Annotated in this window: 12 protein-coding genes and 1 pseudogene; 5 read left to right on the top strand and 8 right to left on the bottom strand. The window is 63.8% G+C overall.

All coding sequences use genetic code 11. From position 1 onward, the window contains the following. Window positions 1-1231 (bottom strand): class I SAM-dependent RNA methyltransferase (locus tag VNZ93_RS00490; RefSeq protein WP_325698503.1); only part of this gene is annotated, 1231 nt, incomplete at its 3' end. Between the two features lie 171 nt (window positions 1232-1402). On the opposite strand from VNZ93_RS00490, the gene VNZ93_RS00485 reads away from it, so the two are divergent. Further along, window positions 1403-1816, top strand: coding sequence for a hypothetical protein (locus tag VNZ93_RS00485; RefSeq protein WP_325698500.1), 414 nt, complete (start codon window positions 1403-1405; stop codon window positions 1814-1816). 19 nt (window positions 1817-1835) lie between these two features. Here VNZ93_RS00485 and VNZ93_RS00480 read toward each other — a convergent pair whose 3' ends face one another. Further along, the gene (locus tag VNZ93_RS00480; protein WP_325698498.1) at window positions 1836-3266 is read right to left on the bottom strand and encodes an MATE family efflux transporter; all 1431 of its coding nucleotides are present in this window, start codon (window positions 3264-3266) and stop codon (window positions 1836-1838) included. A gap of 247 nt (window positions 3267-3513) precedes the next feature. Between VNZ93_RS00480 and VNZ93_RS00475 the strand changes: the two genes are divergently transcribed. Then, window positions 3514-5259 (top strand): ABC transporter ATP-binding protein/permease, encoded by a 1746-nt coding sequence (locus tag VNZ93_RS00475; RefSeq protein ID WP_325698496.1) that lies wholly within the window; start codon window positions 3514-3516, stop codon window positions 5257-5259. A gap of 33 nt (window positions 5260-5292) precedes the next feature. After that, window positions 5293-5865, top strand: coding sequence for a hypothetical protein (locus tag VNZ93_RS00470; protein WP_325698494.1), 573 nt, complete (start codon window positions 5293-5295; stop codon window positions 5863-5865). A 150-nt stretch (window positions 5866-6015) separates the two neighbouring features. Here the strand turns inward: VNZ93_RS00470 and VNZ93_RS00465 are convergent, their stop codons facing one another. The 3 genes from VNZ93_RS00465 to VNZ93_RS00455 form a co-directional block, all read right to left on the bottom strand. Next, the gene (locus tag VNZ93_RS00465) at window positions 6016-6267 is read right to left on the bottom strand and encodes an exodeoxyribonuclease VII small subunit (protein WP_325698491.1); all 252 of its coding nucleotides are present in this window, start codon (window positions 6265-6267) and stop codon (window positions 6016-6018) included. Between the two features lie 84 nt (window positions 6268-6351). Beyond that, window positions 6352-7281 carry a histone deacetylase family protein gene (locus VNZ93_RS00460; protein WP_325698488.1) on the bottom strand — a complete coding sequence of 310 codons (930 nt, stop codon included), beginning with the start codon at window positions 7279-7281 and terminating at the stop codon, window positions 6352-6354. A gap of 18 nt (window positions 7282-7299) precedes the next feature. Further along, a complete protein-coding gene (locus VNZ93_RS00455; protein ID WP_325698486.1) occupies window positions 7300-8202 on the bottom strand; it encodes an NAD(P)-dependent oxidoreductase in 903 nt (300 codons plus the stop codon). Between the two features lie 174 nt (window positions 8203-8376). Between VNZ93_RS00455 and VNZ93_RS00450 the strand changes: the two genes are divergently transcribed. Next, a complete protein-coding gene (locus VNZ93_RS00450; RefSeq protein ID WP_325698483.1) occupies window positions 8377-9330 on the top strand; it encodes a ring-cleaving dioxygenase in 954 nt (317 codons plus the stop codon). A gap of 137 nt (window positions 9331-9467) precedes the next feature. Here VNZ93_RS00450 and VNZ93_RS00445 read toward each other — a convergent pair whose 3' ends face one another. After that, window positions 9468-10505: a glutamine synthetase beta-grasp domain-containing protein gene (locus VNZ93_RS00445; RefSeq protein WP_325698480.1), complete on the bottom strand. Its 1038-nt coding sequence runs from the start codon at window positions 10503-10505 to the stop codon at window positions 9468-9470. Between the two features lie 322 nt (window positions 10506-10827). Here VNZ93_RS00445 and VNZ93_RS00440 point away from each other — a divergent pair, with 322 nt between their 5' ends. After that, entirely contained in the window at window positions 10828-11004 is a 177-nt protein-coding gene (locus VNZ93_RS00440; RefSeq protein ID WP_325698476.1) for a DUF2735 domain-containing protein, read from the top strand. Window positions 11005-11125: 121 nt separating this feature from the next. Here VNZ93_RS00440 and VNZ93_RS24895 read toward each other — a convergent pair. Together VNZ93_RS24895 and VNZ93_RS00435 are read right to left on the bottom strand one after the other, a co-directional pair. Continuing rightward, window positions 11126-11308, bottom strand: a pseudogene (locus VNZ93_RS24895) (glutathione S-transferase family protein); the annotation flags it as partial. A gap of 12 nt (window positions 11309-11320) precedes the next feature. Then, entirely contained in the window at window positions 11321-12259 is a 939-nt protein-coding gene (locus tag VNZ93_RS00435) for a glutaminase (RefSeq protein WP_325698473.1), read from the bottom strand. Window positions 12260-12584: the final 325 nt, after the last annotated feature.

The following is a 12584-nucleotide window of genomic DNA, read 5'->3' as shown; positions in this document are numbered from 1 at the left end:
CGAACTGCGCCACGATCTCGACGTGCGCGGTGTACTTGAACTGGTCGACCGGCGTGACGCGCGAAAGTCTGTACCCGCCGGCAATCAGGATCGCCGCATCGCGCGCGAAAGTCGCGGCATTGCAAGACACCGCGACAACGGTCTTCGCTTTGCTTTTTGCGATCTCGCGCGCCTGCGCTTCCGCGCCTTGCCGCGGCGGGTCGAAGACCACGACGTCGAACGGTGCGAGCTCCATCGCCGACATCGGCAGCCGGAACAGGTCGCGCTTCAATGCCGTCACTTGCTTCAGGCCCGAGGTCGCCTGCGCCGCGCGGGACAACGCATCGATCGCGGGCTGATCGCTGTCGATGGCGGTGACGCGGCCGCGCTCGGCGAGCCGCAAAGAAAACGGACCCAGACCGGAAAACAGATCGAGCGCGGTCTTCGCCTTCCCGGTGTATTGCAGGACGAGGTCCGCAAGCGTCTGTTCGCCAAGGGCCGTGGCCTGCAGGAACGGGCCGGGCGGCAACGTCACCTGTGCCTTGCCCATCTGCACGACCGGCGGGGCGATCAGCGCCACCATCTCGCCGTGCCGCGTGATCCGCGCGATCCGCCCCGATGCGGCCACGCGGGCCAGTGCGGTCGCGCGCTTCTGTTCGAGCGGGCCGGAGCCCCGCACATCGATATCGAGGCCGTTCAGGGTTACGGTCACATGGATATCGAGCGGCTTCCTCAGCGGTCCGAGCACATCGGCGATTGCCCAGGCCGCGTCGATCGCGCCGGCCATTCCCGGCGCCAGCACCGGGCATCGGTCGATCGGCACGAGCGTATGCGCGCGCAAAGCGGAAAATCCGACCTCGATGATCTCCTTCGTGCCTTGGCGCGCATGCAACACCGCGCGGCGGCGGCCATCCCCATGCGCGTCGATCAGATCGTCGACCGACGTTTCGATGCCGGCCTCGTGCAAGGCGCTCACCACGAGGTTGCGCTTCCAGCTGCGGTATTGCGGCTCCGCCCAATGCTGGATCGCGCATCCGCCGCAGACACCGAAATGCGGACAGAACGGCGTCACGCGATCGGGCGAGGGGACAACCACGCGCAACAGATGCCGCCGGTCGGGATGACCTTGCACCGCGTCGGCATCCACCGTCTCGCCGGGGAGGGTATAGGGGACAAAGAGCGGCCCGTCGGGCGACGGGGCTACGCCGTCGCCGCGATGCCCGATATCCGCAATGACAAGCCGGTCTACCATGGTGGTGTCATGCCCGGCTTTTGCCGCCCAGGGCAAGGCTGCTCCTGTGTCTCGCGGAGGCGGCGCAGCAGAATTGAATGCGTCGCCAAGCAATGCTGGCATATCGTTCCACGACAACCCTGCTTCTGCTCAATGAGCGACTTGGACGGCTGAGCGACTGGGAGACGCACGATGTACATTTTAGCGATCATTGCGGTAGGGATGGCCGTCATCCACCTGGTGGCGGGGTTTCAACGACCGCGTCTGGCGGTCGCTGTGTCGGGTCTCCTATGGGCGCTTTATGCCTACTACGAGCATCTGGTGGCGAGCGGCGTCCTGTGTGAAGCGGACTGCAACATTCGCGTCGATCTCGTTTTCTTCCTTCCGATATTGGCGCTCGCGACCTACTGGGCCTACCAGTCATACATGGGGCGACCCGGCCCGCAGAAGGTTGCCGCCACGGCTCTCGGTATCATCGGCCTGTTTGCTCTTGGGCTGGTGGCGGAGGGCTTCGGCTACAAATATCTGTCGTACGCCGCGATCCTGGGCATTCTGGCGATCGTCGGTTATGCGATCAAATCGAAGCTCGTGACCAAGCGGCCGTGACGCCGCGCGAACGGCTGAACTAATGCGCCGCGGCTCCCGGCACGTCCGGCATGTAGCCGCGGCGGGTCAGGATGTGGAAGCGCGTCACCAGCATCAGCGCATAGATGATGACGGACAGCGACAGCCCGACCCAGACGCCAAGGGCACCGTAGCCCAGCATGAATCCAAGCCCGTAGCAGGCGGTGAAGCCGATCACCCAGAAGCAGACGAACGAGAACAGCAGCGGTACGCGCGTGTCGTTCAGCCCGCGCAGCGCACCGGCCGCGATCGACTGAAGTCCGTCGCAGATGAAGAAGCTGGCGCCGACGATCAGCAGCGTAGCGGCCAGCGCCGCGGTCTGACTGTTCTCCGCGGTGATCGAGCCGAGAAACACAACCGGCAGCATGTCGCGCGTCGCGATCACGAGGATCGTCATCGCGAACATGAAGCCGACACCGAGCCAGATCGCCACAAAGCCCGCGCTGCGCGTACCCGCGCTGTCGCGCCGTCCGACCGCATGACCGACGCGCACGGTCGCGGCCATCGAGATGCCGAACGGCACCATGAACATGATCGAGGCGATCTGCAGCGCGATCTGATGCGCGGCGAGCGCGGTGGTGGAAATCCAGCCCATCATCAGGCCGGCTGCGGCAAACACACCATATTCCAGCAGGAAGGTGCCGGAGATCGGCGCGCCGACCACGGTTAGCTCGCGGAACAGTGGCCAGTCCGGCCGCCAGAAGCGGCCCATGACCTGAAATTTCCTGAACGGGCGTAGCGCGTAGCACACCCAGATCGCTGCCACGCACATGCCGATATTGACGATGGTGGTCGCGATGCCTGCGCCGAGCAGGTCGAGACGTGGCAGGCCGAACTCGCCATAGATCAGGCCATAGGCGAGGGCGGTATTGAGCGGAATGGCGACCAGCGTGATCCAGAGGCCGGGCTCGGGTCGATTCACGGCTCCCATGAAGCCGCGCAGCGCGATGAACCACCATGCCGGGATGAGGCACCATGCCAGCCCGTAGAGATAGCGCGCAGCGAGAGACGCGGCCTCTTCGGTCTGGCCGAGTGCGATCAGGATCTCCTTGCCGTAGAGCTGAACGAAGCTGAGCGGGATGCCGAGCAGCGTCGCGGCCCACAGGCCGACCCGCAGCGCACGGCGCACCATGCGCGCGTCGCGCGCGCCGAACGCCTGCGCCGCGAGCGGCGCCACGGCGGACACAAGACCCATTCCGAGCACGAAGACTGCGAAACACACCGTGTGGCCAAGCGCCGCAGCGGCGACGACGTGGTCGCCGAGCCGGCCGAGCAGCGCGAGGTCGCTGGTCATCATTGCAACCTGGCCGAGCTGGGTCAGCGCGATCGGCCAGGCGAGCCGCAGCGTTTCGACCAGTTCGGTGCGCCAGCGAGACGCGGTTTCGGCCGGGGAGGAGGAGACCCCGGCGGTCAGGGTATTTTCCATGGTCATCGGATATGGCCGTTGGGCGGCGCTACGTTACGCAAGCCGCCCGAACAGCCCTTGGCGCACGCAGGTGACGCTTGCGTGACGGCGGCAATAGCGGCCAAACATGTTCTAAATCAGCCAGCTTCCATTCTTTCGCTTGATCGAAGGAATCGGGGCAATGAATGCGTGACCCGGACGCATCCGTAAAGGCGATGCGCCGTCGCGTATAGTGATCGATCCGCCAGAGGGCGGGGGGAGACGAGGAACGCCGATGGACAACATCGTCCGCGCGCTACGCACGTTCTTGCGGCTGTCGATGCCGTATTTCCGCTCCGAAGAGCGCTGGACGGCACGGCTGCTGCTGCTGGCCGTCTTCGGCGCCGAACTGGCGCTCGTCTATGTCGCCGTCGCTGCCGTCAACTGGAACGCGCGCTTCTATAACGCGCTCGAGGGGCGCGACTGGGACGCCTTCTATACCGAGCTGGTGTTTTTTGGTTTCATCATCGCTTGCGCCGTGCTGGCGGGAGCCGCGCAATATTACTTCGGACAGATGCTGCAGATCCGCTGGCGGCGCTGGCTGACCGCGAATTACGTCTCGGTGTGGATGGCACAAGGCCGGCATTACCGCGTCCGCTATGTCGCGCCGCAGGTCGACAACATCCATCTGCGTATCGCGAGCGATGTCTATCTCTTTATCCAGCGCACGCTCGAACTCGCCACCGGCCTGCTCGGCAGCATGGTGGCGCTTGCATCTTTCTCCTACATCCTGTGGGGCTTGTCGGCAGTGACGCCGGTGCCGGGCCTTTCCGGCGGCACCATTCCGGGCTGGCTGATCTGGGGCGCGCTGCTCTATGCGGGCCTCGGTACTTTGATCGCGCATCTGATCGGCCACCGGCTGATCCCGCTCAACTTCAATCAGCAGCGCTTCGAGTCCGATTTCCGCTTTGCGATCGTGCGCGCGGCGGATCATTCAGAGCCGATCGCACTCATGGGAGGCGAACCGGTCGAGCGCGCCGAACTCAATCATCGCTTCACTAATCTGGTCGCGAACTGGACGCGCCTGGTAGTGACGCAAACCCGTCTTGTCGGTTTTGTCGGCGGCTATGCGCAGGCCTCGACGGTGGTGCCGGTGCTGATGGTGGCGCCGGCCTATCTTGCCGGGGCGATCCCGCTCGGCTCGCTGATGCAGGCGGCGCTCGCCTTCACCCGTGTCGAAGGCGCATTCGCCTTCTGCATCAGCGCCTATCCGAAGATCGCCGAATGGAAAGCGATGGTCGATCGTCTCGCCGGCTTTGAAGACGCCATGGTCATGGTCGACGAGAGCCGCGCGGAAACCGTCGGGACCATTGCGGTGTCGCGCACCGGCGCCCGGGACCTCGACATATCGGGCGTCTCGATCCGGCTTCCTGATGGTTCGACCATATCCGGCCTGCCGCCTCTCGGGCTTCGGCCGGGGGACCGGCTGATGATCACCGGGCCATCGGGATCGGGGAAGTCGACGCTGTTCCGGGCTCTTGCCGGGCTGTGGCCGGCGGGATCGGGCCGGGTTGAATTCCCGAAGGATGGCGAAGTGCTCGTGATGCCGCAGCGGCCCTATTTCCCGCTCGGGACGTTGCGCACGGCGGTGGTCTATCCGAGCCCGCAGGACGAGGTGCCCGACACCGAGATCGCATCGGCGCTCCGGACAGTGGGGTTGTCGTACCTCATCAACCGGCTCGACGAGGAGGCCGACTGGAGCGTTCTGCTCTCAGGCGGCGAGCAGCAGCGGATCGGGATCGCCCGGGCCCTGATCCGGAAGCCAACGGTGCTGCTGTTCGATGAGCCGGTGGCGGCGCTGTCCGACGCGTCCGGCCGGGAGCTTTACCTGACCCTCCTCGACAAGCTGCCGGAAACCGTGGTTCTGACCATCGATCGGCGCGAGGTTTTGCGCGAATACCACCCAAAAATCGTCGAGTTGAGCCGCGACGAAGCATCCGACGTGCCGCGGGGAGGCCCCTTGGCAACCATGCCGGCATAAGTTAGCGAATACGGAACAATAGCGGGGAACGCCATGCTGCAGATGAACTACTGGACTGACAAATGGGACCTGCACGAGGACATCTGTCCCTGCGACGTGCATTTCAATGAATGGGTCGCCGACCAGGGCCTGAAGAACAAGACGATCTTCCACTTCGGCACCGGCACGCACCATGTCGTCGGTGTCGAGCAGGCGCGCAATGGCCTGAACAATGCCGTTCTCTCGATCACGGCCTCGATTGAGGAATACGAAGCCTATATCAAGCTGGTCTCGACCAACTCAGCGGTCGCGAAGAGCTACATCGCCTATTTCGGCGACATCTATCTGACCAATCCGCGCCTCCTGCCGGACTTCGACATCGTCACGATGGTGCATCTGTGCGAGTTCTTCTTCCCGAACACGGCGAGCCCGGAATATGGCGGCATGACCGATCGGCAGGTGCTCGACCTGTTCACCGACAAGACGAGGTCGGGCGGTTATCTGATCTTCTACCGGAACTCGATGGGCAAGGAGCGCACGGCCGAGATTCTCCCGGTCTGGGAGAAGGAGAAGCCGGTGGAGCGCGTCGCCGACTTCAAGACGCTGATTGTTTATAAGAAGAAGTGAACTTCATTCGTCATGGCCGGGCATAGCCGTTCAAAGAACGGCGTCGCTTCGCACGCCTATGTTCCGGGCCATCCACGTCTTCACTTGCCGCAAGGACGTGGATGCCCGGCACAAGGCCGGGCATGACGGTGGAGAAGTTGACCGCCGCCGCTACTTCACATCCAGCGGCGTCGTGCCCTTGGCCTTGCGGTCGGCGTCGGTGGTGATCTTCTCGACGCGCGCTTCGGCCGCTTTCAGCAATTCCTCGCAACGGCGCTTGAGCGCTTCGCCGCGCTCGTAGATCTCGACGGATTCCGCTAGCGGCACCTTGCCCTCTTCAAGCCGCTTGATGATCGATTCCAGTTCATCGATCGCACGCTCGAAGGGCATGCTGGTCACGTCGGAATGGTTGTTCTCTGCCATGTCGGTCCTGTTGCGATTCTTCGTCGATTATAACCACTCCGGGGGCGCTTGCCGAAGGCAAGCGGGTGTGGGCCACCCGGCCGGCTACCCTCGCATCAGCGCGGTGACATGTGCGTCTACCGAGCCCGCCAGACCCTGCAGGTCGTAGCCGCCTTCCAGCGCCGAGACCACGCGTCCGCTGGCCCGGCGATCCGCGAGGTCCATCAGCTTTTTCGTCGCCCAGGCAAAATCGGCCTCGAGGAAATTGAGGCTCGCCAGCGGGTCGCGGATATGCGCGTCGAAACCCGACGAGATGATGACGAGGTCCGGTCCGAACGCCTCGAGCCGCGGCAGGATCACCGTTTCCATCGCCTCGCGGAACTCGGCGCCGCTATCGCCGGCCCGCAGCGGCGCGTTGACGATGTTATCATGCTCGCCGCGCTCGGATTTCGCACCGGTGCCCGGATAGAGCGGCATCTGGTGTGTGGAGCAATACATCACGTTCGGATCACTCCAGAAGATCTCCTGCGTCCCGTTGCCGTGATGCACGTCGAAATCGACAATGCCGATACGTGCGAGCCCATGTGTCTTCTGGGCATAGCGGGCTGCGACCGCGACATTGTTGAACAGGCAGAAGCCCATCGGCCGCACGCTTTCGGCGTGATGACCGGGGGGACGCGTCGCCACGAAGGCATTGTCGACCTTCTTGCCGACCACTTCGTCAACCGCGAGCACGACGCCGCCGACCGCACGCAAGGCTGCTTCGAGCGAGCCTTCCGACATCGAGGTATCGCCATCGAGCGCAACCATGCCTTCGCGCGGTGCGGCTTCGCGGATGGCCTCCACGTATTCGCGCGGATGCGCGAGCGCGACGGTTTCAATGTCTGCCATCGGGGCCTGTTCGCGCGCGAGGTTGGCGAACTTCTCGCTCTCCAGGGCGCGGTCGATCGCGCGCAGACGGTCCGGCCGCTCCGGATGGCCCGGCGGTGTCAGATGATTGAGGCAGGCCGGATGGCTGATCAGCAGCGTCGTCATGCGGATGGAGATACCGGGTCAGGATTTCTGTCGTGCAGCTTCAAGGTCACGGATATCGCGCCTTGCGTCAATGACAACGCCAGGTGGCGGCGGCGGTTCGCTCGGCGTGAAAAACACCTCCGCCAGCGGTTGTGTCGGATCGACACGATATTGGTCGAAATCGCGGACGCCCTCGCCATAGAGGAACGTGTCGTCGATCAGGAAATGCCCGGTGAAGTCCGAGGCCTTCTTGTTGAAGATCGCATAGGCCGCGTCCGCCATGATCTCGGGCTTGCGCGACATCCGCATCACCTGATCGCCACCGAGGAGAAACTGGATCGCGCTGGTTGCGATCGTCACCCGCGGCCAGAGCGCGTTCACCGCGATGCCCTTCGGTCGCAACTCGCCCGCGAGGCCGAGCACCACCATGCTCATGCCGAACTTCGCCATGGTGTAGGCGGTATGCGGCGCGAACCAGCGCTCCTCCATGTCGAGCGGCGGGGAGTTCATCAGGATGTGCGGGTTCTGCGCCTTTTCCAGATACGGAATCGCAAACTTGGAGACCATGAAGGTGCCGCGCGCATTGACCCCGTTCATCAGGTCATAGCGCTTCATGTCGGTCTGTTCGACCGGTGTCACCTGTACGGCGCTTGCATTGTTCACAACGATGTCGATCCCGCCGAAGGTCTCGGCGGTGCGGGCGAGGCCGGCCTTCACCTGGTCCTCGTCTCGCACGTCCACCGCAAGCGCCAGCGCGCGACCGCCGGCCTTTTCGATCTCCGCTGCCGCGGTATGGATGGTGCCGGGCAGCTTTGGATGCGGCTGATCGGTCTTGGCGGCCACGGCAATATTGGCGCCGTCGCGCGCGGCCCGAAGCGCGATCGCAAGCCCGATCCCGCGTGACGCGCCGGTGATGAAAAGTGTCTTGCCTTTCAGGGACATGGTTGGTTCTCCACGTGCGCAGATGGGACATCGTGCGGCCGCTTGAGTCAACGCGAGGAGATTGGTGCGCCGCCACCCCGGGGCTTTCCTTTTCTCCCGCGACGCATATCTAGGAGCGGAATGGCCGGCCGTGACAGGGTCGGCCTTGCCGTTTCAAACTCGCGGGATCGCGTCATGCAGCTTACCGGCATCCATCATCTCACCGCGGTCTCCGCCGACGCGCCGGGCAATCTGCGCTTCTATACGCGGGTGATGGGGATGCGGCTGATCAAGAAGACGGTGAACCAGGACGATGTGTCCGCCTATCACCTGTTCTATGGCGACGGCGTTGCGTCGCCCGGAAGCGATCTCACCTTCTTCGATTTTCCGGCAGCGCCCGAGCGGCGCGGCAATCACACCATCACGCGCACCGGTTTGCGCGTTGCCGGGCACGATACGCTGAAATGGTGGCATCGCCATCTCACCGAGGCGGGCGCGAAGGTGGGGGAGATCGGCGAACGAGACGGCCGTTTCACGCTCGACTTCGAGGATCCCGAAGGCCAGCGGCTCAGCCTGATTGACGACGGCGGCGTGGGCGAGGCGCACCCCTGGGCAAAGAGTACGGTGCCGGCGGAGCATCAGATCCGCGGCCTCGGACCGATCACCATGTCGGTGCCGGACCGGACGCATACCGACGTCGTGCTGCGCGAACTCATGCTGATGCGACATGTGCGCGATTATCCGGTGCCGGACTCCGACAGCGACATCGTCCATGTTTACGAGATGGGGGAGGGCGGTCCTGCAGCGGAGTTGCACGTCGCGGTCCGGCCGAAGCTGCCTGTCGCACAGCCCGGCGCGGGCGGCGTGCATCATGTGGCGTTCCGTACGCCGAACCGCGCGGAGTATGACGAATGGGCGGAGCGCCTGCGCAAGCTGCGTGTACCGAATAGCGGCAAGGTCAATCGCTTCTATTTCGAGTCGCTGTATTTCCGCGAGCCGAACGGCGTCCTGTTCGAGATTGCGACTGACGGGCCGGGCTTTGCTGCGGACGAGCCGATGGAAAGTCTCGGCGAGAAGCTGGCGTTGCCGCCATTTCTTGAGAAGCGGCGTGCCGAGATCGAGCGCGGGCTGAAGCCGCTGGCCGCCTGATCTGCCGGACAAAATAAAAACGGGGGAGGGACGACCAAGTACCTCCCCCGTGTGACATCGGCCCTGCTGACATCAGGGCCGAGCCGGGACTCTGACGAACGCGCACGCTTGAAAGCGCGTGCGTCCGTATTGTCTGATCAGGCTGCTGCGGCCTTCGCGCCGGTCGGCACTTCCGAGATCGTCTTCAGGATCTGCGAAGCGATCTGGTAGGGATCCCCCTGCGAGTTCGGGCGACGGTCTTCCAGATAACCCTTGTAGCCGTTGTTCACGAAGGAGTGCGGCACGCGGATCGAAGCGCCGCGGTCGGCAACGCCATAGGAGAACTTGTTCCACGGCGCGGTCTCGTGCTTGCCGGTCAGGCGCATGTGGTTGTCCGGACCGTAGACGGCGATGTGGTCCTCGAGGTTCTTTTCGAACTGCTTCATCAGCGCTTCGAAATAGTCCTTGCCGCCGACTTCGCGCATATACTTGGTCGAGAAGTTCGAGTGCATGCCCGAGCCGTTCCAGTCCGTATCGCCGAGCGGCTTGCAGTGCCACTCGATGTCGATGCCGTATTTCTCGCAGAGCCGCATCATCAGGTAGCGGGCGATCCACATCTGGTCGGCTGCGGTGCGCGAGCCCTTGCCGAAGATCTGGAATTCCCACTGGCCTTTCGCGACTTCCGCGTTGATGCCTTCGTGGTTGATGCCCGCGGCGAGGCAGAGCTCGAGATGCTCTTCCACGATCTCGCGGGCGACGGAGCCGACATTCTTGTAGCCGACGCCGGTATAATAGGGGCCCTGCGGAGCCGGGTAGCCTTCCGTCGGGAAGCCCAGCGGGCGGCCGTCCTTGTAGAAGAAGTATTCCTGCTCGAAGCCGAACCAGGCATCCGGATCGTCGAGGATGGTCGCGCGCTTGTTCGAGGGGTGCGGGGTGACGCCGTCCGGCATCATCACTTCGCACATCACCAGCGCGCCGTTCTTGCGCGCGGCATCGGGATATACGGCGACTGGCTTCAGCACGCAGTCCGACGAGTGGCCTTCCGCCTGCATCGTAGAGGAGCCGTCGAAGCCCCAGAGCGGGAGCTGCTCAAGGGTCGGGAAGTACTCGAATTCCTTGATCTGGGTCTTGCCGCGCAGGTTCGGGACCGGGGTGTAACCGTCGAGCCAAATATACTCGAGCTTGAACTTTGGCATTGGTCTCTCTTGATCTAACGACGCGGAAAAGGTTCCCGATGGTCAATCGGGTGCCGGCTCGCGCCCGGCTACCGGCAATGGCTCCGTCCAAAGCATTTTGTGTGCCAATCCGGGCGGCAATGCCCGTGGGCCGGGCAGTTATTGCAGGACAGCATTTTGTATGCGGTGCGTGATTGGCGGGCAAAGCGGCAGATCGGCAAAAGCCCATATTGTATGCATGCGCTGATTTTATGAGAGGCATTCGGAGCAATTCACGGGCAGCAGCGTTATATTGGTCCCCAGAGAGTTGAATCGCGCTCAACCCGAACCAAGGCTTGAACCGATGACTAGCTTGAACCGATCCGCCGAGATCATCGCCTTTCCCCCGCGTGGCCGCTTCGCGGCCGCCCCGGAGGACACAAGCAATACGCGTGCGCAAGTGCGCGTCGCCAAAGCCGCGAGTGGCAGCTCGTGGTACCACGAAGAAGCCATCCGCGAAGAGCGGTCAAAAACCAACTGAGGTTGGACGAACTTCGATTGCACAGCGCCGGGTCTGTGCGAAGAGCGCGCGTCGCCGGGACGCGCGCTCTTTTTATGCCGCTCGGGCGTGCGATCCGACGGCCGTTCGGAAAAAAGCGTCGTCAGCCGGACGATGCCGCGGTGAACACCGCCAGCTGGGTCTCGAACTCCCGGCCGAACGCCGGCCGCACTTCGCCGCGGACCACATCAGCGGAGAGGTTCGGACAGGCGTTTCAGGACGTCCGATCCCTTGAGCCGCGCAGCCCGCTCACCATCAGGAGGTCACCGGCGCTGAACGCGCCGTCGCGGATCTTCCATCACGCTCCGAAGATCGACCAGCCCATGCGGTGGGCGAGCTTTTCGAGCGCGATCCGGCCGAGATGCGAATTGCCGCTGTCGTCCAGCCCCGGTGACCAGACGGCGATCGACGCTTTTCCCGGCGCCACCGCGAAAATCCCGCCACCGACGCCGCTCTTGCCCGGCAGGCCGACCCGATAGGCGAATTCTCCCGAGCCGTCGTAATGACCGCAGGTCAGCATGATGGCGTTGATGCGTCGCGCGCGTTCGGGCTGCACCACTGCATATCCGGTCGAGGGATTGCGGCCCTGATGCGCGAGAAATCGGCCGGCCATCGCAAGCTGGCGGCAGGACATCGCAATTGCGCAGTGGTGGAAATAGACGCCGAGCGTGTAATCGACCGGATTTTCAATCACGCCATAGGCCTTCATGTAATTGGCGAGCGCAACGTTGCGAAAGCCGGTCCGCTGCTCGGATGCCGCCACCGCCTCATCGATGGTGATCGCGGAATGGTCCGCCAGAAACTGCAGGAAGCGCAGGATATCGCCCAGCACTTCGCGGGGCTTGTGCCCGGAGAGGATTGCGTCGGTGACGGCGATCGCTCCTGCATTGATGAAGGGATTGCGCGGGATGCCTTGCTCGTATTCGAGCTGGACGATCGAATTGAACGCGCTGCCGGATGGTTCTCGGCCAACGCGGCGCCACAGCCTGTCGCCGATCCGGCCGAGAGCAAGCGTCAGCGTGAACACCTTCGAGATGCTCTGGATCGAAAACGGCTCTTCGCTGTCGCCGCCGAGCGCCACGCGTCCATCGGCGTCGATCACCGCCATGCCGAATTTCGACGGATCGGAGCGCGCCAACTCCGGGATGTAGGTCGCCACAGCGCCGCGGTCGGGCCGCTGACGCATCTCGTCGGCGATTTCGGTGACGACCTGTTGCAGGTTCGGGGCGTGGGTCATGTCGTACGGGGCCATTTGGCGCGCATGCTTGCTTTGCAAACTCCGCTCGTACCCGCGAAGGCGGGGTCCCCGCCTTCGCGGGTACGAGCGGCGAAGTCGATGCGATCGTTATCAATATCGTGCGTTCGGTTGCAAGCGATGCGCCAGGCGTATGCTGACGTCATTTTTTCCTTGCGAAGAACGCCGCGAATGCGGCCTGCGCCTCTGGCGATTGAAGCCGCTCGCGAAAAAAGTCTGCCTCGAGGTCGATGCGCTCGGCGAGTTCTTCCGGCTCGCCGCGGATCATGCGCCGCGAGGCGAGGACGGCTTCCGGCGGCAGCGTTGC

This window comes from Pseudorhodoplanes sp., from assembly GCF_035565795.1.
Classification (GTDB): domain Bacteria; phylum Pseudomonadota; class Alphaproteobacteria; order Rhizobiales; family Xanthobacteraceae; genus Pseudorhodoplanes.
The sequence above is the reverse complement of the archived record's forward strand: the minus strand, read 5'-3'. Positions and strand labels throughout refer to the sequence as shown.